The following is an 18,982-nucleotide window of genomic DNA, read 5'->3' as shown; positions in this document are numbered from 1 at the left end:
CCTACGGGGACGGCTGCCGCGCGTCCGAGCCCCGGCCCAGCCCGACCTGCCGGCGTGTCATCGCGACCCAGGCCCGGTCGGGGACGAGGCGGGGGAGCGTCGTCGCGAGGCGGGCACCCCGGCCGATGAGGTAGCGCGTACGGGGGAGGTCGTCGAGGGCGGCCCGCTCCACCGCGTCGACCACGGTGGACCTTCCCGATCGAGCGGGCTCCGCGCTGCCGCCACCCCGCCCTCGCCACCGGGGGTGCTCGCCCGGCGACGGCGCAGGAGGAGCTGCGGTCCGTCATACGGCGTCTGCTCGGGTGAGCCGAGGACCAGCCGGGATGGTTGGATGGGGGCCGTGATCGAACGCAACCAGTCAGTCGTCATCCTCGGTGGAGGGCCCGGCGGCTACGAGGCCGCCCTCGTCGCCGCCCAGCTCGGAGCAACGGTCACCGTCGTGGACCGTGACGGACTCGGTGGCGCGGCCGTCCTGTCGGACTGCGTCCCCAGCAAGGCCCTCATCTCGACCGCGAGCTTCATGACCCGCATGGAGGACTCGCGGGCCCTCGGCGTGCACTACCAGGACCCGAGGACCCACCGGGAGTCCGACCTGGAGGGCGATGACGTCACCGTCGCCGACCTGCCCGCGGTCAACGCCCGGATCCTCGCGCTGGCCCGCAAGCAGAGCGAGGACATCGAGGCCCGCCTCGTCAGCGAGGGGATCACCATCGTGCGCGGCGTCGGCCGCGTCGCCGGCCCGGGCCGGGTGGTCGCCACGCCCGCGGACGGCTCGGCCGAGCAGGAGCTGACCGCCGACGTCATCCTCGTCGCCACCGGAGCGACGCCGCGCGTGCTGCCGACCGCCCAGCCCGACGGCGAGCGGATCCTCACGTGGAAGCAGATCTGGGACCTGCCGGACATCCCCGAGCACCTCATCGTGGTGGGCTCCGGCGTCACCGGCGCGGAGCTGGCGCACGCCTACCTCGCGCTCGACAGCGCGGTCACGCTGATCTCCTCGCGCGACCGGGTGCTCCCGGGGGAGGACCCCGACGCGGCCCGCGTCATCGAGGACGTCTTTCGCCGCCGTGGCATGAACGTCCTCAACCGCTCCCGTGCCGCCTCCGTCGAGCGGCACGGCGACCGCGTCGTGGCCACCCTCACCGACGGCCGGACCGTGGAGGGCTCGCACTGCATCATGGCCGTCGGGTCGGTGCCCGCCACGGATGGTCTCGGCCTCGAGTCGGTCGGCGTGCAGCTGGCCGACTCCGGGCACATCGAGGTCGACCGGGTCTCGCGCACCTCGGTCAACGGCATCTACGCCGCCGGCGACTGCACCTCGGCGCTGCCGCTTGCGTCGGTCGCCGCCATGCAGGGGCGCACCGCCATGTGGCACGCCCTCGGCGACGCCGTCCACCCGATCAGCCTGACGGGCGTGTCGGCCACGATCTTCACCGACCCCGAGATCGCCACCGTGGGGGTCTCGGCCCAGCAGGTGGCCGAGCAGCACCTGGACGTGCGCGAGGTCACGATGCCACTCGCCACCAACGCCCGCGCCAAGATGGACCGCTTCACCGACGGATTCATCAAGCTCTATGCCCGCAAGGTCTCCGGCCTGGTGATGGGGGGCGTGGTCGTGGCGCCGAAGGCGTCGGAGCTGATCTTTCCCGTCGCCCTCGCCGTCGAGAACCGCCTCACCGTGGACCAGATGGCGCAGACCATCACGGTCTATCCCTCGATCAGCGGGTCGCTCGCGGAGGCCGCCCGCCGCCTGCACACCAACGAGTGACCTACCGGGGGTAAGTGCATCGACCGGGCGTCGTTCGCCAGGCTGATGATCCCGCCCCTGGTAGGTCTGCTCGGTCAGCCGACCTGGCCGGGTCCGCGTCCCGTGGTGTCAGCGTCGGGACGGACCGTGGTCGTGTCGAAGGTCTCGCCGGTCGTCGGCCGGACCGTGGGATCGGTGGTGCCAGCGGGCTGACCGGCCGGCGAGGTGCCGGAGCTGCCGTGCACCAGCTTGTCCTTGGCCAGGTCACGGCCCTGCTGGATCTGGCGGCTGAACCGACCCTTGGTGCCCTTGTCGACGAGGCCGCCCACCTTGTCGAGCCCGCCGGACACCTTGTCCGGGTTGTCCTCGATGTACTGCTTCGCCTTGCCCGCAGCCTGGCTGGCCGCCTTGCCGGCCTTGCCGACGATGTCGTTGAACTTCACCATGCTCGCTCCTCGTCCGGACCGCCGACGGCGGTGTCGTGATGCTCAGCGAGTCTAGGCACGCGAGGGTTCCTGCTGGACCTCGGGTATCGCGCCGCCCCGACCCGGGTAGGGACAACCGGCGGGGGACGGATCACGTCCCCCGTCATCATCCCTAGGAGGCAGCATGTCCAAGGTCGCATTCCTCGTCGCCGGCGAAGGCATCGAGCGCGTGGAGCTGACCGACCCCTGGCAGGCCGTCAAGGATGCAGGCCACGAGCCGGTCCTGCTCAGCCCCGAGCCGGGCGAGGTCCAGACGTTCGACCACCTCGACAAGGCCGCGACGCAGGCCGTCGACGTCGTGGTGTCCGACGCCGCGGTCGGCGACTACGCCGCTCTCGTGCTCCCCGGCGGCGTCGCCAACCCCGACGCGCTGCGCATGGACGAGGACGCCGTCGGGTTCGTCAAGGAGTTCATGGGGTCGGGCAAGCCGGTCGCCGCGATCTGCCACGCCCCGTGGACCCTGATCGAGGCGGACGTCGTGCGCGGCAAGCGGCTCACGTCCTGGCCGAGCCTGCAGACCGACATCCGCAACGCCGGGGGCGAGTGGGTCGACGAGGAGGTCGTGACGAGCGACAACCTCATCACCTCGCGCAAGCCCGACGACATCCCGGCGTTCAACAAGGCCGTCGTGGCGGCGCTGGCGGGCTGAGCCACCCCGTCCGACGGCGGGCCTGTCGGCATACGACCTCTCGGGGCTCGTATGCCGACAGGCCCGTTGCACAACCAGCCACCGTCACCCCGCCTCGGTGCGGCCGAGCGACGCGCCCCCGAGCCTCGGCGCGGCCATGCGGAGACGCCCCCGCCACGCCTCGGAGACGCCCGCCCCACAGACCCGCCGGGGGTAAGGGCATCGACCTGGCGAACGAAGGCCGGTCGATGCCCTTACCGCCGGTAGGTCAGGCGGGGTCCTTGATCTCCATGAGCACGGCGCCGTTGGAGACGGTCTCGCCGACGGCCGCCGAGATGCTCGCGACGGTGCCGGCTTTGTGGGCGTTGATCGGCTGCTCCATCTTCATCGCCTCGAGGACGAGCACGAGCTCGCCGGCCTGCACCTCCTGGCCCTCCTCGACGGCGATCTTGACGATCGTGCCCTGCATGGGCGCGGTGAGGGAGTCGCCCGACGCCGCGCCGCCGCCGGCACGACCGCCCGAGGCACGCCGCGGAGCCTTCTTGCGGGCGGCGCCGCCCCCGCCGCCACCGAGCGACAGGGTGCCGGGCAGCGACACCTCGAGCCGCTTGCCGCCGACCTCGACGACGACCTTCTGGCGCTCCTCGGTCTCGGGGGCCTCGGCCCCGCCGCCGCCGAACGGCTCGATGTCGTTGTCGAACTCCGTCTCGATCCACCGGGTGTGCACCGTGAACGGCGCGTCCGGCTCGCTCGGGGCGAAGGCCTCGTCGCGAACCACCTTGCGGTGGAAGGGAAGAACCGTCGGCATGCCCTCGATGACGAACTCGTCCAGGGCGCGGCGGGCACGCTCCACCGCCTGCTGACGGGTGCGGCCGGTGACGATCAGCTTGGCGAGCATGGAGTCGAAGTTGCCGCCGATGACGTCGCCCTCGACGATCCCGGTGTCCAGGCGCACGCCCGGCCCGGCCGGCGGCTCGAAGACCGCCACGGTGCCCGGGGCGGGCAGGAAGTTGCGGCCGGCGTCCTCGCCGTTGAGCCGGAACTCGATGGAGTGCGCGTGGGCCGGCGGGTCGTCGTAGCCCAGCTCCTGGCCCTCGGCGATGCGGAACATCTCGCGGACCAGGTCGATGCCGGTGACCTCCTCGGACACCGGGTGCTCCACCTGCAGGCGGGTGTTGACCTCGAGGAAGGAGATGACGCCGTCCTGGCCCACGAGGAACTCGCAGGTCCCGGCGCCGTAGTAACCGGCCTCCTGCAGGATCGCCTTGGAGGCGCGGACCAGCTCGGCGTTCTGCTCGTCGCTGAGGAACGGCGCGGGGGCCTCCTCGACGAGCTTCTGGTTGCGGCGCTGCAGGGAGCAGTCGCGCGTCGACACCACGACGACGTTGCCGTGCTGGTCGGCCAGGCACTGGGTCTCGACGTGCCGCGGCTTGTCCAGGAAGCGCTCGACGAAGCACTCGCCGCGCCCGAACGCCGTGACCGCCTCGCGCACCGCGGAGTCGAACAGCTCGGGGATCTCCTCCATGGTGCGGGCGACCTTGAGGCCGCGCCCGCCGCCGCCATACGCGGCCTTGATGGCCACGGGGAGGCCGTGCTCCTGAGCGAAGGCGACCACCTCGTCGGCCCCGCCGACCGGCTCCTTGGTGCCGGGCACCAGCGGCGCGTCGGCCTTGGTCGCGATGTGGCGGGCCTTGACCTTGTCGCCGAGGCCGTCGATCGCGGCGGGCGGCGGCCCGATCCAGATCAGCCCGGCGTCGATCACGGCCTGCGCGAAGTCGGCGTTCTCGGACAGGAAGCCGTAGCCGGGGTGGACCGCGTCGGCACCCGCCTGCCGGGCCACCTCCAGCAGCTTGTCCTGCACGAGGTAGGAGTCGCCGGGGGTGGACCCGCCGAGCGCGTAGGCCTCGTCGGCGACCTTGACGTGCAACGCGTCACGGTCGGGCTCGGCGTAGACGGCGACGGAAGCGATGCCTGCGTCCTTGCAGGCTCGGGCCACGCGGACCGCGATCTCGCCCCGGTTAGCAATCAGGACTTTGGTGATGGACGCCATGGCTCGGACTCTATTACGGGCCGCGAGCGGCGGCCTGCCCGTGGGGGTGTGATCTGCGTCAGGCGGGCGGTGCCGTGCGTCCGGTGGTCGGGTCGGGCGAACGGACGCCCTAGCGGCTGAGCAGCCAGATCAGGAACAGGACGAGGAGCACGGCGACGGCGACGTCGCGGCCGGCGGCCGAGACGGCGGGGGCAGCAGCGAGGGCGGCGTGCAGCGTAGTCATGGGTGACATCCTGTCACGCAGGGTGCCGTCGAGGGGGCTTTCAGCGTCGGCGCCGCTCGGGCCGGCGTCGACCGAGCAGCCACAGCAGCAGGAGCAGCAGCACGCCGCCACCGATCCAGCCCGGGTTGACCTCGCCACCGCCCGGGGCACCGAGACCGCGCACCGACCAGCCGGCGCCGGCCTGGCGGGCGCGGGTCACGACGTCAGAGATGGTGCGGGTCAGGTCCTGGCTCGTGGCGTCGTGGTAGGTGCCGCCCGTCGCGTCGGCGACGCACTGCAGCTGCTGCTGCGCGGCGCGCCGCACCTCCAGGCCGACGGTGTGGACCTGCAGGCCGATCCCCTTGGCCGCCAACGCCTTCGCGGCCGCGCAGGGGTCGGCCGAGCAGGACTCCTCGCCGTCGGAGACCAGCACCACGGCGCGGGTCCCCGACCCGCCGAGGTCCCCGGCGACCTGGTCGAGGGTGTAGCCGATCGGGGTGTCGCCGTGAGGCCGGAACCCGCCGATCGCCGTGGTCAGGGCGCGCCGGTCGAGCGGACCCACCGGCACGACCAGGCGGCTGTCCGTGCACGCCGGCGAGCCCGGGGCGGCGCGCCCGCGCACCTTGACCCGCGAGCCGTAGACCCGCAGCCCGACCAGCGCGTCGCTCGGCAGGTCGGCCACCACCGAGCGCAGCGCCTCCTGCGCGCCCTCCATCCGGGTGCGGCCCGCGTCGTCGCGTGCCGCCATGGACCCCGAGGCGTCGAGGACGAGCAGCAGCCGACCGGCCTGACCTGCGTCCGCCCTACCTTGGACCGCCTGACCTCCGCCGACCCCGCTGCCACCGGCCGCGGGACCGGCCGGGGCAGCGCTCGTCGTGGTGGTCGTCGTGCGGATGCTCGCGCCGCAGCCGCCCAGCAGGACGCAGGCCGCCAGCGCGGAGAGCGCACGGTGGGCGGGCAGGCGGGGGCTCGGCATACGGAGCATTGTGCCCGGAGGAAGGTGACGAATCGGGCACCGCCAGGGTCACGATCAGGTCAGGGGCGCGAACCTCGCCGTGAAGTGCCGCAGCGCCGGCGGCTCCTCCACGATGCGGTAGCCGCGCAGCTCGTCGGCCCGCGCCCTGACCTGCTCGCACACCTCGATGACGTAGTCGATGTGGCTCTGGGTGTAGGTGCGTCGGGGGATGGCGAGGCGGACGAGCTCCATGGCGGCCGGCTTCTCGGAGCCGTCGGGCTGGCGAGCGAACATCACCGACCCGATCTCGCAGGCCCGCACCCCACCGGTCTCGTAGAGCGCGACCGACAGCGCCTGGCCGGGGAAGTGCAGCGGCTCGATGTGGGGCAGCATCGCCTTGGCGTCGATGTAGACGGCGTGGCCTCCCGCCGGCTTGATACACGGGATGCCTGCGTGCTCGAGGGCGTCGGCGAGGTAGGCCGTCGAGCGGATGCGGTAGCGCAGGTAGTCGTGGCTGACGGTCTCGGCGAGTCCCTGGGCGAGCGCCTCGAGGTCGCGCCCCGCCAGCCCGCCATACGTCGGGAAACCCTCGGTGAGGATCAGCAGGTTGCGGCACTGCATCGCGAGCTCGTCGTCCTGCAGCGCCAGCCACCCGCCGATGTTGCCCATCGGGTCCTTCTTGGCCGACATGGTCATGCCGTCGGCGCAGGCCGCCATGTCGCGGATGATGTCGACGACGTCGCGGTCGGCCTGGCCCTCCTCGCGCAGCTTGATGAACCAGGCGTTCTCCGCGAAGCGGCACGCGTCGAGGAAGAGGGGCTTGCCGTGGCGGTGCGCGACCTCGGAGACGGCGCGGATGTTGGCGAGGCTCACCGGCTGGCCGCCGCCGGAGTTGTTGGTGATCGTCAGCATCACGACGGGCACGTCGGCGCCGCGCCGGGTGAGGAAGTCGTCGAGCCGCTCCACGTCCATGTTGCCCTTGAAGGGGTGGACCAGGCCGGGGTCGTGGGCCTCCGCGACGACCAGGTCGACCGCCTCGGCGCCCGTGAACTCGATGTTGGCGCGGGTCGTGTCGAAGTGCGTGTTGCTCGGCACCACCTTGCCGGGGCCACCGAGCACGCCGAAGAGGATCTTCTCCGCGGCCCGCCCCTGGTGGGTGGGGATCACGTGCTCGTAGGGGAACAGGTGCTGGACCGCGTCCTTGAAGAGGTAGTAGGACGGCGAGCCGGCGTAGGACTCGTCGCCCCGCTGGATCGCTGCCCACTGGTCCCGGCTCATCGCGCCGGTCCCCGAGTCGGTGAGCAGGTCGATGAGCACGTCCTCGGCGTGGAGCTGGAAGAGGTTGTAGTCGGCCGCGGCCACCTTGGCGTGCCGCTCGGCGGCGGTGGTCATCCGCAGCGGCTCCACGCTGTGGATGCGGAAGGGCTCGATGACGGTGCGGAAGGTCGGCTCGGCGACGTCGTTGTCCATGGGGCCACTGTGCCAGCCGGGGGTCGGGCAGGGCCCGCGGGGGGTGGGGGGAGGCGGGTCAGGGGCGGGCGCGGCGCCGACCGAGCCGCATGAGCAGCCCGCCGAGACCGATGGTGCCGAGGGCCAGCGCCGACAGCTGCGGAGCGTCGAACCCGGTCTGGGCCAGCTGGTGCCCGGGGTTGAGGGGGGTGCCCGGGTCCTTGCCCCACTCACAGCCGATCCCGTCGTGGTCGGAGTCGAGGCCGGGGTGGTACTGCGGGTCGGCGGCCAGCACGTTGCGTCGTCCCAGCTGGGCGCAGGTGGGGGAGCCGTTGCTGGTCACCGGCTGGGAGCTCGTCACCGTGGGGCCGTTGACCACCACGGGCGCCGGGCTGGGGGCGGTGCCGCCCCGCGCGACGGGCCCGTCCTGACCGTTGCTCTCGCAGGCGATCCCGTCGCGGTCCAGGTCCAGCGGGGTGCGGTAGTCGGCGTCGGCCTCGGCGACGTCGGTGCGGCCGAGGGCCACGCAGGAGCTCACGTCGGTCGAGGGCGCCTTCGCGGGTGCGGCGGCCGGCGCGGGGGCGTTGGGGCCGCTGATGGCGGGACGGTCGGCAGGCTTGGGCGCGGCGGCCGGGCGCGCAGGTGCGGCGGGTACGGGGGCGGCGGGGGCGGCGGGGGCGGCGGGGGCCTGGGCGGGGACGGGCTGGGCGGCGCGTGGCGGGGTAGCCGCACCCTGAGCCCGGGCGACGACGAGGGTCGGGGTCGCTGCGGCTGCCGCCGCGACCAGGCTGCGTCCACCGGTGATGCGCAGCGTCGCGGACGAGGCGGTGGCGCCCCCGGGTGCGGTGACGCGGTAGACGTCCACCGGGCCGGGCGTGGTCACGATGGCGTCCTGCACCAGCCGCGCGCTCACGGCGGCGAGGGTGGCGACGCGCCCGGCGTCGTCGGGGGTCGCCGGGTCCGGGACGGCCGTGACGCCCGAGGACAGCTGCCAGACGGCGAGCTGGGCGGCCTGCAGCACGAGCTGGTCCACCTCGGCGGGGGTCGCGGACGCGGGGTCGATGCCGACGCGGCGTGCCAGCGCGGCGCGGGTCGGGCGGTCCACCACGGCGCGGGCGATGCCGGCGACGCGCCCGCTGATCCGGTCCCACTCGGCCGGGTCGGGGACGACTCGGACGGAGGAGCTGCTGGACCACGATTGCTCCACGCCCAGGGCGACGCTCGCGCTGGTGGGCACCGCGAGGTCCGGCTCCATGACCAGTGCCACGGACTCGCGGACCCCGTCGTGGTCCCGGTCCAGGGAGTACGGCAGCGCCAGCACCGTATGCCGCTCACCGGTCCCCGGCAGCACGATCGTGACGGGGCTCGCGCCCTGGGGCAGGGTGGGCTGCAGCGCGGCGTCGGCGGGGGCAGGGCGACGGCGGGCGCCGGGGCGGGCGGGGCCGGCGGGGCCGGGGGTGCCGGGCGTGCCGGGGGTGCGGACCGGCGGGGCCGGGACGGGCGTGGCGACGGGCGCGGGCGCGGGCGCGGCACCGGCGTAGGGGGCGACCGGTGCGGCGCTGCTCCGCGGCGCGACCGGGGACGCTGCACGGGGGGACGGGGCTGACGGCGACGGTGCCGAGGACGAGGACTAGGGCATCGCGGGAGCGGGGGTCGCCGGACCGGGTGCCGCCAGAGCGGGCGTGGTCCTGGCCGCCGTCGGTGCGAGGAGCAGGACGGTGGATCCCAGTGCGGTGCGGGCGCTCGGCTGCGGCATGCGCGTCCTTCGGTCGTCGGCGAATCTCTCGAACGATTTCGAAGGGATTGTTCATTTGATCACTTAACGTGCTGGGACTAGACCGAAGGGGTGCACCGCTCCGGTCTGGGCCGACCCGCCTCGTCACAGAGCGGTCGCAGATCCCACGTCTGGGCGTCCCTGACGTCGGATGTGCGACCACTCCGTGGGGCGGGCACGCGTGGCCGGCGTGGTCAGCCCTCGCGGCGGCCCAGCTCCTCGCGGCAGCGCCGTTCGAAGGCGTCCAGCTCCTGCATCGCCTCCTGCAGGTCGGCGAGCCGCCGCTGCAGGTCCGTGCGTCGGTCGTCGATCTGCTCCAGGACGTAGCGCAGCTGCGAGGTGGGGCCCTGGGCCTCGTCATACATGTTGACGATGGTCCGGATCTCCTCCAGGGGGAAGCCGAGCCGCTTGCCGCGCAGGATGAGCGCGAGCCGGGTGCGCTCGCGGCGGTGGTAGATGCGCTGGGTGCCCCGACGCTCGGGGGACAGCAGCCCCAGGTCCTCGTAGTGACGGACCGTGCGATGGGTCACCCCGAAGTCCTCGGCGATCTGCGCGATCGTCCACTCCTGCGGAGTTGTCATGAGCGCCATCGTGCTTTACGTTTACGTCAACGTCAAGCATGGACCCGGTCCACCGGCCCGGTCCGACCACCTTCGCCGTCGAAGTCGAAAGGCCCCACCGTGTTCGAGCTCTCCCAGGACCACGAGGACTTCCGTCGCACCGTGCGCGACTTCGCCGAGGGCGAGATCGCCCCGCACGTCGCCGAGTGGGACCGCGACCACCACTTCCCGGCCGACCTGATCCCCAAGATGGGCGAGCTGGGGCTCTTCGGCCTGGTCGTGCCCGAGGAGCTCGGCGGCCACAAGTCCGCCGACGGCGAGGGCGGCGAGTTCACCTACCTCTGCCTCGCCATCGAGGAGCTCGGCCGGGTGGACCAGTCGATGGGCATCACCCTGGAGGCGGGGGTCGGCCTCGGCATCAACCCGATCCTGACCTTCGGCTCGCAGGAGCAGAAGGAGCGCTGGCTGCCCGACCTGGCGGCCGGCCGCACCCTCGCCGGTTTCGGCCTGACCGAGCCCGACGCCGGCTCCGACGCCGGTGGCACCAAGACCCGCGCCGAGCTCGTCGACGGCCAGTGGGTCGTCAACGGTGCCAAGGCCTTCATCACCAACTCCGGCACCCCGATCACCTCCGTGGTCACCGCGACCGCGCGCACCGGCACCCGCGAGGACGGCAAGCCGGAGATCAGCGCCATCATGATCCCTTCGGGCACACCGGGATTCGAGGTCGCGCCGCCCTACCACAAGCTCGGGTGGAACATCTCGGACACCCACGGGCTGTCCTTCAGCGACGTGCGCGTCCCGGAGGACCACCTGCTCGGCGAGCGCGGCAAGGGCTTCGGGCAGTTCCTCGCCACCCTCGACGACGGCCGCATCGCCATCGCCGCCCTCGCGGTGGGCTGCATCGCCCGCATGCTGGAGGAGTCGATCGCCTACGCCAGGACGCGTATGGCGTTCGGCCGCCCCATCGCCGTCAACCAGGGCGTGTCCTTCCAGATCGCCGACCTGGCCGTGATGCTCGAGAACGCCCGGTCGCTGACCTACAAGGCCGCGTGGCTCAAGGACGAGATGGACGCCGGGCGGCGCAGCCTCGCCGAGGTCAAGCAGGCCGCGTCCATCGCCAAGCTCTACACCTCCGAGGCGGCCGTGACCTCGACCCGGGTGGCGACGCAGATCTTCGGGGGCAACGGCTTCATGGAGGAGTACCCCGTCGCCCGGTTCTACCGTGATGCCAAGATCCTCGAGATCGGGGAGGGCACCTCGGAGGTCCAGCGGATGCTCATCGCCCGCGGCCTGGGTCTGCCGGCCTGACGCCCGGTCACCGGCCCCGCGCTCTCGTCATACCAACCGAAGGGAATCCCATGGCCCACCAACCGGATCCGAAGGTCGCTGACGTCCGGGCGCGGCTCGAGGCGGCGCTGGAGGCCTCGGCCACCCCGCCGGAGAAGGCCGCGGCCAAGCTCGCCTCCCAGGGCAAGATGTATGTGCGCGACCGAATCTCGTTGCTGTTCGACGAGGGGAGCTTCGTGGAAGACGGGCGCTACGCCAACGCCATGGCGACCGGCCTGCCGGCCGACGGGGTGGTCACCGGACGCGGTCTCGTGGACGGCCGACCGGCCATCGTCGTCGCGAACGACCCCACCGTCAAAGCGGGTTCGTGGGGTGCGCGGACCGTGGAAAAGATCGTGCGCGCCACCGAGAGCGCGCTGCGCGAGGAGCTCCCGGTCTTCTGGTTCGTCGACTCCGCGGGCGCCCGGATCACCGACCAGGTCGAGATGTTCCCGGGGCGGCGCGGCGCCGGTCGCATCTTTCACAACCAGGTCGCGCTGTCCGGCAAGGTGCCCCAGATCTGTTGTCTCTTCGGGCCGTCCGCGGCCGGCGGGGCCTACATCCCGAGCTTCACCGACATCGTGATCATGGTCGACGGCAACGCCTCGATGTACCTCGGGTCGCCGCGCATGGCCGAGATGGTCGTGGGGGAGAAGGTCTCGCTGGAGGACCTCGGTGGCGCCCGGATGCACTGCACGGTCTCCGGCGTCGGGGACCTGCTGGCGGGCAGCGACGATGAGGCCATCGAGCTGGCCAAGGAGTACTTCTCCTACATGCCCCTGTCGTGGCGCCAGCCGGCCCCGCACTTCCACCCCGAGGAGCCGACGGCGCCGCTGACGCGCGACGACGTCCCGGAGATCGAGTCGGTGCCCTTCGACATGCACGAGGTCATCGACCGGCTCGTCGACGACCAGCAGTTCTTCGAGGTGAAGCCGATGTTCGCGGCGGAGCTGATCGTCGGCTTCGGGCGGATGGCCGGGCAGACGGTGGGTTTCGTCGCCAACAACTCCGCCGTCAAGGGCGGCGTGCTGTTCAGCGACTCCGCCGACAAGGCAACGAGATTCATCACCACGTGCGACGCCTACTCGATCCCGCTGGTCTACCTCGCCGACGTGCCGGGCTTCATGATCGGCTCGGAGGTCGAGCGCGGCGGCATCATCCGGCACGGCGCCAAGATGGTGTATGCCGTCTCGGCCGCGACCGTGCCGCAGCTGTGCGTCGTGGTGCGCAAGGCGTATGGCGCCGGCCTCTACGCCATGGGAGGCCCGGGCTTCGCGCCGGACGCGACCATCGCGCTGCCGACCGCCCGGATCGGCGTCATGGGTCCGGAGGCGGCCGTCAACGCGGTCTACGCCAACAAGATCGCCGAGGTCCCCGAGGGGCCGCAGCGCGACGCGTTCGTGCAGGCCAAGCGGGAGGAGTACGAGCAGGACATCGACCTCGAGCGCCTTGCCGCCGACCTGGTCATCGACGACATCGTCGAGCCGGAAGCCTTGCGGGACAGCATCATCCACCGCCTCAGCTATGCCGGCGGTCGGTCCCGCCACTTCACGGAGCGCCACACCGGCATCTCGCCGGTCTGACGACGGTCAGGTGGCGAGCATGCCGGTGCGGGTAGGGGGCCGGCGAAGGCGCTGGCTAGGGCGCTGGCGACACCGGGTGGAGACCACCACCGTCATCGGTGGGGGTCTCCACCCGTCGATGGAGGTGGACGATGGTTGGCGCGGCAGGCGGGGCCGTCAGCGGCGGCGCACCGGCTGCTGCAGCTCGGTGACCCAGTCCGTCTGGTCCTCGCCCTCGGCCTGCAGGTAGTCCTCGCGGCAGGGGCCGAGCAGCTCCCAGCCGCTGGTCTCGGCGTGCTGCACGAGCGACTGCCAGGCCGCCCCGATCCCCGTCATCGCGCCGAGGTGGACGCAGCAGACGGCCTGCTCGACGGCGGGCAGCTCGACGATGGTGGTGCCCTCCGGGGCCGGGCCGTCGTGCGCGTAACCCACGGTGATGTGCATGCTGTCAGGTCGCACGTCGTAGGACGCGATGGCGGTGCGCAGGCTGCCGCCGGCGCGGGCCACCGCGGCCCCCACCTGATGGAAGAGCGGGCCGACGACCTGGCCGATGGCCTGCCCCTCCTCGAGGTCGGCGCTGCGGGCGGCGAGGCGGACGGCGGGCAGGGACTTGGTGACGTACTCGATGGACATGTCGTGCTCCTTGTCGATGAGGTGGAGGCGCGCCTCGACGCCGGCCAGGCGCTGCCGCGCCTGCTCGTGCTCCCGCTCCAGCTCCAGCCGCCGTTCGCCCAGCATGGCGCGCAGCTCGTCCCCGTCGAGGTCGCCGTCCAGCAGCACGGCCACCTGCGCGAGCGGGAAGCCGAGGTCCTTGAGCGCCACGATCCGGTTGAGCCGGGCCAGCTGGCCGGCGGAGTAGCTGCGGTAGCCCGTCCACGGGTCGACGTGGTCGGGCGTCAGCAGGCCGAGCTGGTCGTAGTGCCGCAGCATGCGCATCGACACCTGACCGAGCCGGGCGAACTCTCCGATGTGGATCATGACCTCAGTCCAGGCCTTGCCACGGTGTGAAGGTCAAGACCCCGGCTGCGACCGCTCGAGGTCCCACCAGCCGATGCCCAGCTCCAGCAGCAGCTCCCGCAGCAGCGGCAGGGAGACGCCCACGACGTTGTGGTAGTCGCCCTCGATGGCCGTGACGAACGCCCCGCCCAGCCCGTCCACCGTGAAACCTCCTGCCACCCAGAGGGGTTCGCCGGTTGCGACATACGCCTCGATCTCCGTGTCGGACAGGTCGGCGAAGTGCACCACCGTCGACGCGGTGCGCGAGACCTGCCGGCGCGTGCGCAGATCCGTGAGGGCGTGTCCGGAGTGCAGCACCCCGGAGCCGCCGCGCATCCGGCGCCACCGCTCGATCGCGAATTCGGGCGTCTCGGGCTTGCCGTGCACCTCCCCGGCGATCTCCAGCACCGAGTCGCACCCCAGCACGACCTGCGGACCGTCCTGCGCCGCAACGCTGCTCGCCACGTCGTCGCACTTGGCGCGCGCCAGGGCGAGCGCGTGATCCGCCGGCGGCAGGGCCCCCGCACGGGACTCGAGGTCGGCGATCACGGCGGGTTCGTCGACCCGCGACACCTGCACGTATGGCGCTAGCCCTGCCCCCCGCAACGTCGCGAGGCGGGCCGGCGAGGCGGAGGCGAGGACGAGCTGGACGGCCATGGCGACGACCCTACCGGCGGCCGCCGCATCGACCGGCCTTCCTTGCGCAGGCTGATATTCCTACCGGCGGTAGGTCTGCAGGGCGCGGTCCAGCAGCCTCCGCAGCTCGCGCGCGCAGGCCTCCGGGTGCGTGAGCGGCAGGAAGTGCGTCGCCCGCGGCACCGTCACCACCCGGGCGCCCGGGCAGGCGGCGGCGTAGGCCCGCACCCCGAGCCGCATCTGGTCCAGCCCCCCGTTGAGCAGCAGGACCGGTATGTCGAGCCCGCCCAGCAGGCCCGGGCCGCACTCGCTCATCACCGCGGCCCACGCCGCCGGCATCGCGGCGTAGCCCGCCCCCTCGTCGGTGACGTGGCTGACGTCGCGGCCTCCGGCCAGGCGGCGCATCAGGGCGTTGACGCGCCGGGCCACCCGCTCCTCGCCGAGCCGGGGCACGAGGCGCGCGAAGCCGCGGTAGACCGCAGCCCCGGCCCCCGTGGGGACGCCGGTGGCCCCGATCAGCCCCAGCCCGTCGAGGCGGTGGGGGTGGGCTGCGGCATACGCCATGGCGACGTAGCCCCCGAGGCTGTGACCCGCCAGGACGACCGGACCGTCCGGGAGGGCGGCCTCGACCGTGGCCAGGGCGCCCTCCCACGTGAAGTCCTCGCCCGCGCGGTCGCCGTGGCCGGGCAGGTCGGGCGCGACGACGCGGACCCCGGGCAGCAGCGCCGGGTAGTCGCGCCAGAAGCTGCCGCGCATGCGGGTGCCGTGCAGCAGGACCAGGGTGGGTGCCGTCATGACGCCATGCCCGCGGTCAGTCGCCGGAGGCGAGCAGGTTGTCGACGAAGCACCAGCGCCACGACTCGCCCGGCTCGAAGGAGCGCATCGTCGGGTGCCCGGTCGCCTCGTAGTGGCGGGTCGCGTGCCGGCCCTCGGAGGAGTCGCAGCAGCCGACGTAGCCGCAGGCCAGGCACAACCGGATGTGGACGGGCGTGGTGCCCTCGGCCTGGCAGCCGATGCACTCGCCGTGGGTGCGAGGCTCGACGTAGGTGGGGGAGTCTGCGAGGTGCTCGCACGGCGCCTCCGGCAGGGCGGGGGACAGGGCCCGCAGTCGGCGCACCCGCTGCTCGACGCGCATCAGCGAGGTCTCCTCGAAGTCCAGCGCCGCCAGCACCGCCGAGATCACCTCGGACTCGACCTCACCCTCGCTGCGCACCCGCAAGACCTCCTCGCGCTCGGCGGTGATCGCGGCGGTGCGGAGCCGCCGGTAGGTCTGGCTGGGCGTCTCCTTCTGGTCGTCGGAGCGGCCGAGCCGCTCCCAGATGGCGTTGACGCGGCGCTCGGCCTGGTCGCGGAGCGTCGCGATGGTGGCGGCGTCGTCCGGCCCGGCCTCGGCCTCCATGGCGCGCCGGCCGGCCTCGACCGCCCGGGCGTAGACCGTGGCCTCCTGCAGCGCGTCCTCGCGGGGGTCGGGGCCGTGCACGTCGAGGCGCCGGGCGAGGACGGGCAGGGTCAGGCCCTGGATGAGCAGCGTCCCCGCGGTCACCACGAGGGCGATGAGGACGAGAACGGCCCGGTGGGGCGTGGCGAGCGGCAGGGTGAGCGCGGCGGCCAGGGTGACCACGCCGCGCATGCCGGCCCAGGCGATCAGCGCCGACTCCTGCCACGGCGTCACCCCCTGGCGCTGCCGCACCCGCACGACGAACCTCGTCGCCATGATCCACACGACGCGCAGCAGCATCACGCCGAGCAGCACCAGCAGGCACGCCGCGACGATGCGGCCCCACCCGAGCGGCGAGCTGGACGCGCCCGACACGATCGATCGCGTCTGCAGCCCGACGAGCAGGAAGACGGAGTTCTCGAGCAGGTAGGTGATGGTCTTCCAGTTGATCCGGGTGGTGACGCGCGACTGGGCGGTCTCGACGACCGGCGCCATGTGCCCGATCAGCAGCCCGGCGACGACCACGGACAGCACCCCGGACGCGTGGAACTGCTCCGCCGGCGCGAACGCGATGAACGGCAGCAGGAAGGACAGCGCGGTGGTGGCGACCGGGTCGCTGGTGCGCTTGAGCACGTATGCCGCCACCTTGGCGACCACGACGCCGACCACGATGGCGACGACCACCGCCTTGGCGAAGTCCAGCAGCACCGCGCCGACGGTGACCGCCGCGGTGAGCGCCCCCGTGGCGGTGCGCAGCGACACCAGGGCCGTCGCGTCGTTGACCAGCGACTCGCCCTCGAGGATGGTGACGACCCGGCGCGGCAGGCCGATCTGCTTGGCCACGGCGGTCGCCGCGACGGCGTCGGGCGGGGCGACGATCGCCCCCAGGGCGAACGCCGCGGCGAACGGCAGCGGCAGCAGGCCCCAGGCCAGCAGGCCGATCCCGGCCGCGGTGAAGAGCACGAGCCCGATGGACAACCAGCCGATGGCGGACAGGTTGTCGCGGAAGTCCATCAGGCTGGTGTTGTGCGCCGCGGTGTAGAGCAGCGGCGGGAGGATCCCGACGAGCACCAGCTCGGGCGACAGCGTCGGCTCGTGGATGAACGGCAGGTAGGACCCGACGAGCCCGACGACGATGAGCACCAAGGGCGCCGACAGGCCCCAGCGGTTGGACAGGGTCGTGACGGCGAGGACGGTCAGGGCGAGGCCGACCACGAGCGTGAGGATCTCCACGGCGCACATCCTCCCACTCGCCGCCGCCCGCACCCCCTCCCCTCCCGATCGTGGACCCCCACCCCCTCCCGATCGTGGACGGTTTGTGCCGTATGGCGACCAAAAGGGACCACGATCGCGGGACCCCCCTCTCGATCGTGGGCGGTTTGTGCCGTATGGCGACCAAAAGGGACCACGATCGCGGGGGAGGGGGATCCCGGGGGAGGGGGAGTGCGGGGCCGGTCAGTCGGCGGCGAGCACCGCCTGGCGCAGCACGTCCAGCCCGACCCCGCCGAGGTCGAGGGCGCGGCGGTGGAAGTCCTTGAGCGAGAACGCGTCCCCCTGCTGGCGGCGGACCTCGTCGCGCAGCTGCATCCAGAGGCGCTCGCCGATCTTGTAGGACGGCGCCTGCCCCGGCCAGCCGAGGTAGCGGTCGAGCTCGAAGCGGAGCACCGCCTCCTCCATGGTGGAGTGGGCGGTCAGGAAGGCCCACGCCTTGTCGTAAGTCCACTCGCCCCCGCCGACCTCCTCGGGCGCCTCGAAGCCGCAGTGCACGCCGATGTCGATGACAACGCGGGCGGCGCGCAGCGACTGGCCGTCGAGCCAGCCGAGCCGGTTGCCGGGGTCGTCCATGTGGCCGAAGTCCGCCATGAGGCGCTCGGCATACAGCGCCCAGCCCTCGCCATGACCCGAGGTCCACGAGAACTGCCGCCGCCACCGGTTGAGGGTGTCGCGCCGGTAGACGGCCTGTCCGACCTGCAGGTGGTGGCCCGGCACGCCCTCGTGGTAGACGGTCGTGAGCTCGCGCCAGGTCGAGAAGTCGGTGACCTCCTTGGGCACGGACCACCACATGCGCCCGGGCCGGGAGAAGTCCTCCGAGGGGCCGGTGTAGTAGATGCCGCCGGTCTGCGTCGGCGCGATGCAGCACTCGATCTGCCGCACCGGCGCCGGGATGTCGAAGTGCTCGCCGTCGAGCAGCGCGAACGCCTCGTCGGCCCGGCCCTGCATCCACTCGCGCAGCGCGTCGGTGCCGTGCAGCGTGTAGGCGGGGTCGGCGTCCAGCACCGCGATCGCCTCGGCGACGGTGGCGCCGGGCCGGATCTGGTCCGCGACCTGCTCCATCGCTGCGGTGATCCGGGCCAGCTCCTCCTGCCCCCAGCGGTAGGTCTCGGCGAGGTCGACCTCCGCACCGAGGAAGTAGCGCGAGCACAGGGAGTAGAGCTCGGGGCCGACGGCGTCCTCGTGCGGAGCCGCTTCGAGCAGCTCGTCGCGCAGGAAGTCGGCCATCCGGGCGTAGGCGTCGCGCGCCGCCCCGACCTCGCGGGCGAGCCGCTCGCGCAGCTCGGTGGGCAGCGACCGGCTCGGCTCGAGCGCACCGGCGAGGAAGGTGGCGAAGTAGCCGCCGTCCTCGACGAGGTCGTGGCACTGCTGGATGCACGCCTCGACCTGGCGGCGCGGGGACACGTCGCCCTTGTCGCGGGCGGACAGGAGCGACTCCTGGTACTGCTCCAGGGCGAGCGGCACCCGCGCCATGCGCAGCGCGATCGTGGCCCAGTGCTCGACCGTCTCGGTGGGCATGAGGTCGAAGGCGCCGCGGATGTCCTGCAGCGGCGAGGCGATGACGTTGAGAGAGGACTCGTCCAGGCCGGCGGCGTGCATCTCCTCGGCGAGGGTGAGCCGCTCGGTCATGGCGGCGACGGTGACCTGGTCGGTGTCGGTCTCGGGGGTGACCGACGCCAGCGCGGCCAGGGTGCGCTGCCGCAGCTGGGAGCCGCGACGCAGGCCCTCGGGCGAGAAGTCGTCGATCTGGTCGTCGTAGCCGGGGGCGCCGACGTACGTGGCCGTGAGGGGGCTCAGCTCGAGGCTCTCGTGGACGAAGTCCTCGGCGATCCGGTCGACGGCGGTCGGTCGGGCTGGCCCGGCCGCCACGTCCTGGGGGTGGGTGGCGTCGTTGGTCAC

At 72.8% G+C, this 18,982-nt stretch carries 16 protein-coding genes; 4 read left to right on the top strand and 12 right to left on the bottom strand.

Translation table 11 applies throughout. The annotated features are described in order from the left end of the window. Position 1: 1 nt before the first annotated feature. Positions 2 to 184 (bottom strand): hypothetical protein, encoded by a 183-nt coding sequence (locus tag ADJ73_RS16045; protein ID WP_050349103.1) that lies wholly within the window; start codon positions 182 to 184, stop codon positions 2 to 4. 147 nt (positions 185 to 331) lie between these two features. Between ADJ73_RS16045 and ADJ73_RS16040 the strand changes: the two genes are divergently transcribed. Next, positions 332 to 1,768 carry an NAD(P)H-quinone dehydrogenase gene (locus tag ADJ73_RS16040; RefSeq protein ID WP_050349102.1) on the top strand — a complete coding sequence of 479 codons (1,437 nt, stop codon included), beginning with the start codon at positions 332 to 334 and terminating at the stop codon, positions 1,766 to 1,768. Positions 1,769 to 1,842: 74 nt separating this feature from the next. Here ADJ73_RS16040 and ADJ73_RS16760 read toward each other — a convergent pair whose 3' ends face one another. After that, entirely contained in the window at positions 1,843 to 2,193 is a 351-nt protein-coding gene (locus ADJ73_RS16760; RefSeq protein WP_082177071.1) for an antitoxin, read from the bottom strand. A 163-nt stretch (positions 2,194 to 2,356) separates the two neighbouring features. On the opposite strand from ADJ73_RS16760, the gene ADJ73_RS16030 reads away from it, so the two are divergent. After that, the gene (locus ADJ73_RS16030) at positions 2,357 to 2,881 is read left to right on the top strand and encodes a type 1 glutamine amidotransferase domain-containing protein (protein ID WP_050349101.1); all 525 of its coding nucleotides are present in this window, start codon (positions 2,357 to 2,359) and stop codon (positions 2,879 to 2,881) included. A gap of 247 nt (positions 2,882 to 3,128) precedes the next feature. Here the strand turns inward: ADJ73_RS16030 and ADJ73_RS16025 are convergent, their stop codons facing one another. The 5 genes from ADJ73_RS16025 to ADJ73_RS16005 all read right to left on the bottom strand — a co-directional run bounded on the left by ADJ73_RS16025 (position 3,129) and on the right by ADJ73_RS16005 (position 9,871). Next, positions 3,129 to 4,910 carry an acetyl/propionyl/methylcrotonyl-CoA carboxylase subunit alpha gene (locus ADJ73_RS16025; protein ID WP_050349100.1) on the bottom strand — a complete coding sequence of 594 codons (1,782 nt, stop codon included), beginning with the start codon at positions 4,908 to 4,910 and terminating at the stop codon, positions 3,129 to 3,131. Positions 4,911 to 5,173: 263 nt separating this feature from the next. After that, positions 5,174 to 6,088, bottom strand: coding sequence for a VWA domain-containing protein (locus ADJ73_RS16020; protein ID WP_050349099.1), 915 nt, complete (start codon positions 6,086 to 6,088; stop codon positions 5,174 to 5,176). A 54-nt stretch (positions 6,089 to 6,142) separates the two neighbouring features. Continuing rightward, a complete protein-coding gene (locus tag ADJ73_RS16015; RefSeq protein ID WP_050349098.1) occupies positions 6,143 to 7,537 on the bottom strand; it encodes a tryptophanase in 1,395 nt (464 codons plus the stop codon). Positions 7,538 to 7,595: 58 nt separating this feature from the next. Further along, positions 7,596 to 8,867 carry an excalibur calcium-binding domain-containing protein gene (locus tag ADJ73_RS16010; RefSeq protein WP_156188268.1) on the bottom strand — a complete coding sequence of 424 codons (1,272 nt, stop codon included), beginning with the start codon at positions 8,865 to 8,867 and terminating at the stop codon, positions 7,596 to 7,598. Positions 8,868 to 9,484: 617 nt separating this feature from the next. After that, positions 9,485 to 9,871, bottom strand: coding sequence for a MerR family transcriptional regulator (locus tag ADJ73_RS16005; protein WP_050349096.1), 387 nt, complete (start codon positions 9,869 to 9,871; stop codon positions 9,485 to 9,487). Positions 9,872 to 9,970: 99 nt separating this feature from the next. Here ADJ73_RS16005 and ADJ73_RS16000 point away from each other — a divergent pair, with 99 nt between their 5' ends. After that, the gene (locus tag ADJ73_RS16000; RefSeq protein WP_050349095.1) at positions 9,971 to 11,161 is read left to right on the top strand and encodes an acyl-CoA dehydrogenase family protein; all 1,191 of its coding nucleotides are present in this window, start codon (positions 9,971 to 9,973) and stop codon (positions 11,159 to 11,161) included. 50 nt (positions 11,162 to 11,211) lie between these two features. Then, positions 11,212 to 12,762, top strand: a complete 1,551-nt coding sequence (locus ADJ73_RS15995; protein WP_050349094.1) for an acyl-CoA carboxylase subunit beta — start codon at positions 11,212 to 11,214, stop codon at positions 12,760 to 12,762. Positions 12,763 to 12,918: 156 nt separating this feature from the next. Here ADJ73_RS15995 and ADJ73_RS15990 read toward each other — a convergent pair whose 3' ends face one another. The 5 genes from ADJ73_RS15990 to ADJ73_RS15970 form a co-directional block, all read right to left on the bottom strand. Further along, a complete protein-coding gene (locus ADJ73_RS15990) occupies positions 12,919 to 13,719 on the bottom strand; it encodes a MerR family transcriptional regulator (RefSeq protein ID WP_050349093.1) in 801 nt (266 codons plus the stop codon). 33 nt (positions 13,720 to 13,752) lie between these two features. Next, positions 13,753 to 14,394, bottom strand: coding sequence for a Maf family protein (locus tag ADJ73_RS15985; protein WP_050349092.1), 642 nt, complete (start codon positions 14,392 to 14,394; stop codon positions 13,753 to 13,755). Positions 14,395 to 14,454: 60 nt separating this feature from the next. Then, positions 14,455 to 15,168, bottom strand: coding sequence for an alpha/beta fold hydrolase (locus ADJ73_RS15980; RefSeq protein WP_050349091.1), 714 nt, complete (start codon positions 15,166 to 15,168; stop codon positions 14,455 to 14,457). 16 nt (positions 15,169 to 15,184) lie between these two features. Next, positions 15,185 to 17,053, bottom strand: coding sequence for a Na+/H+ antiporter (locus ADJ73_RS15975; RefSeq protein WP_050349090.1), 1,869 nt, complete (start codon positions 17,051 to 17,053; stop codon positions 15,185 to 15,187). A gap of 213 nt (positions 17,054 to 17,266) precedes the next feature. After that, positions 17,267 to 18,982 carry a DUF885 domain-containing protein gene (locus ADJ73_RS15970; RefSeq protein WP_253272613.1) on the bottom strand — a complete coding sequence of 572 codons (1,716 nt, stop codon included), beginning with the start codon at positions 18,980 to 18,982 and terminating at the stop codon, positions 17,267 to 17,269.

Origin of the sequence: Arsenicicoccus sp. oral taxon 190, from assembly GCF_001189535.1 — a bacterium.
Classification (GTDB): domain Bacteria; phylum Actinomycetota; class Actinomycetes; order Actinomycetales; family Dermatophilaceae; genus Arsenicicoccus.
The sequence above is the reverse complement of the archived record's forward strand: the minus strand, read 5'-3'. Positions and strand labels throughout refer to the sequence as shown.